This window comes from Neisseria sp. P0021.S005, from assembly GCF_051956955.1.
Genome location: NZ_JBQCWY010000538.1, coordinates 1 through 2,118, shown reverse-complemented (window position 1 = coordinate 2,118; position 2,118 = coordinate 1). Strand labels below are relative to the sequence as shown.

Below are 2,118 nucleotides of genomic sequence, written 5' to 3'. Positions count from 1 at the left end.
GACTTGTTCGCTGTAAAATCTCTCTCGCAAACAGGATCGATAAATGGAAAATTCATTAAAAGAAGCCGCCCTGCAGTTCCACGAATTCCCCGTGCCGGGCAAAATCTCCGTTACCCCAACCAAATCTTTGGCTACTTCTAAAGACTTGGCGTTGGCGTACTCTCCGGGCGTAGCTGCTCCTTGTATGGAAATCCATGCCGATCCTCAAACTGCCTACAAATACACTGCCAAAGGCAATTTGGTTGCCGTGATTTCCAACGGTACCGCAGTGTTGGGTTTGGGCAACATCGGCGCATTGGCCGGCAAACCTGTAATGGAAGGCAAAGGCGTATTGTTCAAAAAATTCGCCGGCGTTGACGTATTCGATATCGAAATCGATGAAAAAGACCCGCAAAAACTGGTAGACATCATCGCTTCTTTGGAACCGACTTTCGGCGGTATCAACCTCGAAGACATCAAAGCGCCTGAGTGCTTCTACATCGAACGCGAATTGCGCAAACGCTGCAAAATCCCCGTATTCCACGACGACCAACACGGTACCGCCATCATTACCGCTGCCGCTGTACTGAACGCTTTGCGTTATACCGGCCGCAAAATCGAAGAAGCAACTTTGGTGTGCTCCGGTGCAGGTGCCGCTGCGATCGCTTGCTTGAACCAATTGCTGGATTTGGGGCTGAAACGTGAAAACGTAACTGTCTGCGACTCCAAAGGCGTGATTTATAAAACCCGCGAAGACAAAGACCGTATGGACGAGTCCAAACAATTCTACGCCATCGAAGACAACGGCCAACGCGTATTGGCTGATGCCGTTAAAGGTAAAGACATCTTCTTGGGTCTGTCCGGCGCAAACCTGCTGACACCTGAAATGCTGAATACCATGAACGAAAAACCAATCGTGTTCGCTATGGCAAACCCAAATCCGGAAATTCTGCCTCCTTTGGCAAAAGAAACCCGTCCGGATGTGGTAATCGGTACCGGTCGCTCAGACTTCCCGAACCAAGTAAACAACGTATTGTGCTTCCCATTCATCTTCCGTGGCGCATTGGATGTCGGCGCGACCACCATCAACGAAGAAATGAAACGCGCTTGTGTATACGCTTTGGCTGACTTGGCAATGGAAGAAGTGCCTGAGGAAGTGATTGCTGCTTACGGTAAGAAATTTGAATTCGGCGCGGAATACCTGATTCCTACCCCATTCGATTCCCGCCTGTTGCCTCGCGTTGCTACAGCTACTGCTAAAGCAGCAATGGAAAGCGGCGTGGCTACCCGTCCAATCGCTGATTTGGATGCGTATACTGCTAAACTGGCCGGTTTGAAATTGTAATCCGGTAAGTAGTATTTGATTGAAAATGCCGTCTGGAAGTTGTATTTCAGACGGCATTTTTGTTTATTGGGTATTTTAGAAACGGTTTAATGCAGCAATCGGAATGAAGGACATGATAATCTGCTGCTTCAACAGAGACGTGGGAATATGGATTGCTTTTTAAAATAGGTTTCTATTTTTGAGCGGCTTTGATTTTGCAGGGTTTGTACGAGATTAAATACAATATTTTTGCCAGCTTTTTTAAACAACATCAGGCCGAGACCTTTGCAAAATTCCTTTCCCCCGACAGCCGAAACCTAAACACAGGTTTTCGGCTGTTTTTGTTTCGAATATCCACTGATTCTACTCAAATACCCCCCTTAATCCCCCTTGGATACCCGATAATCAGGCATCCGGCCGCCTTTTAGGCGGCAACAGGCACACTTAGCCTGTTAGCCGCTTTCAAAAGGTTCAAACACATCGCCTTCAGATGGCTTTGTGCACTTACTTTGAGCAGACCAAAATAGACTGCCCGGGCATAGCGGAATTTACGGTGCAGCGTACCGAAGCTCTGTTCGACCACATAACGGGTTTTTGATAAATATCGGTTACGTTTGGTTTGTGCTTCCGACAGCGGATGTTTGCGGTGGGCTTTGCGCATAATGCCGTCCTGCAGCCGATGCTCTTTCAGATGTTGCCGGTTTTCCTTACTGTCGTAGCCTTTGTCGGCATAGACGGTCGTACCTTTGGATAGGCCTTCCAACAAAGGCAACAGGTGTTTGCATTCATGGGCATTGGCAGGGGTAATGTGCAGT

At 48.1% G+C, this 2,118-nt stretch carries 2 protein-coding genes; one reads left to right on the top strand and one right to left on the bottom strand.

Annotated elements, in window-relative coordinates; translation table 11 throughout:
- Positions 1-43: 43 nt before the first annotated feature.
- Positions 44-1,324, top strand: coding sequence for a malic enzyme-like NAD(P)-binding protein (locus tag ACTHUE_RS16570; protein ID WP_083290073.1), 1,281 nt, complete (start codon positions 44-46; stop codon positions 1,322-1,324).
- Positions 1,325-1,727: 403 nt separating this feature from the next.
- Here ACTHUE_RS16570 and ACTHUE_RS16565 read toward each other — a convergent pair.
- Positions 1,728-2,118 (bottom strand): transposase (locus ACTHUE_RS16565; RefSeq protein WP_440424016.1); only part of this gene is annotated, 391 nt, incomplete at its 5' end.